Origin of the sequence: Burkholderia sp. TSV86 (assembly GCF_001522865.1) — a bacterium.
Lineage (GTDB): Bacteria > Pseudomonadota > Gammaproteobacteria > Burkholderiales > Burkholderiaceae > Burkholderia.
Genome location: NZ_LOWB01000068.1, coordinates 1 through 1,057 on the forward strand (window position 1 = coordinate 1; position 1,057 = coordinate 1,057).

Genomic DNA, 1,057 nt, shown 5'->3' on the forward strand with positions numbered 1-1,057 from the left:
CCGACAAGGCGCAGGCGCCGCTGACGGAAGTGGACGTGGCCGGCGTGCTGTCGAAGACGGTAACGGATTGGCAGAGCTATTCGGGCCGTCTGGAGGCGGTGGAGAAGGTGGAGATCCGGCCACAGGTGTCGGGCACGATCGTGTCGGTGAATTTCAAGGACGGCGCGCTGGTGAGGAAGGGCGACGTGCTGTTCGTGATTGATCCGAGGCCGTATCAGGCGGAGGTGGACCGGGCGGCGGCGCAGCTGGCGGCGGCGCAGGCGCGCAACGGCTACGCGCAAAGCGATTGGCAGCGCGCGCAGAGGCTGATCACCGACAACGCGATCGCCAAGCGCGATTACGACGAGAAGCAGAACGGCGCGCGCGAGGCGATCGCGAACCTGAAGGCGGCGCAGGCGGCGCTGGAGGCGGCGAAGATCAATCTGGGCTACACGCGGATAGTTGCGCCGGTGTCGGGGCGGGTGTCGCGCGCGGAGATCACGGTGGGCAACGTGGTGTCGGCGGGGGCGTCGGCTGCGCCGCTGACGACGCTGGTGTCGGTATCGCCGATCTACGCGTCGTTCGACGCGGACGAGCAGACGTATCTGCAATATATCGGCAGTGCGAAGGATGGGCGCAAGGTGCCGGTGGAGCTGGGGCTGGCGAATGAGAGCGGCTATTCGAGGCAGGGCGTGATCGACTCGGTGGATAACCGTCTGGATACGTCGTCGGGGACGATCCGGGTGCGCGCGCGCTTCGACAATGCGGACGGTGCGCTGGTGCCGGGGTTGTACGCGCGGGTGAAGGTGGGCGGCAGCGCGCCGCATGCGGCGCTCTTGATCGATGATGCGGCGATCAACACGGATCAGGACAAGAAGTTCGTGTTCGTGGTGGATCAGCAGGGGCGGGTGTCGTATCGCGAGGTGCAGTTGGGCGCGCAGCACGGCAATCAGCGGGTGATTGTCGGGGGATTGTCGGCGGGGGACCGGATCGTCGTGAACGGCACGCAGCGTGTGCGGCCCGGCGAGCGGGTGAAGGCGCATCTCGTGCCGATGACGGGCGGCGACGATGCGGCGGC

1 protein-coding gene is annotated in these 1,057 nt (G+C 67.5%); it reads left to right on the forward strand.

Features of this window, described 5'->3' with window-relative positions:
- Positions 1–1,057 (forward strand): efflux RND transporter periplasmic adaptor subunit (locus tag WS68_RS09290; RefSeq protein ID WP_059570518.1); only part of this gene is annotated, 1,057 nt, incomplete at both ends.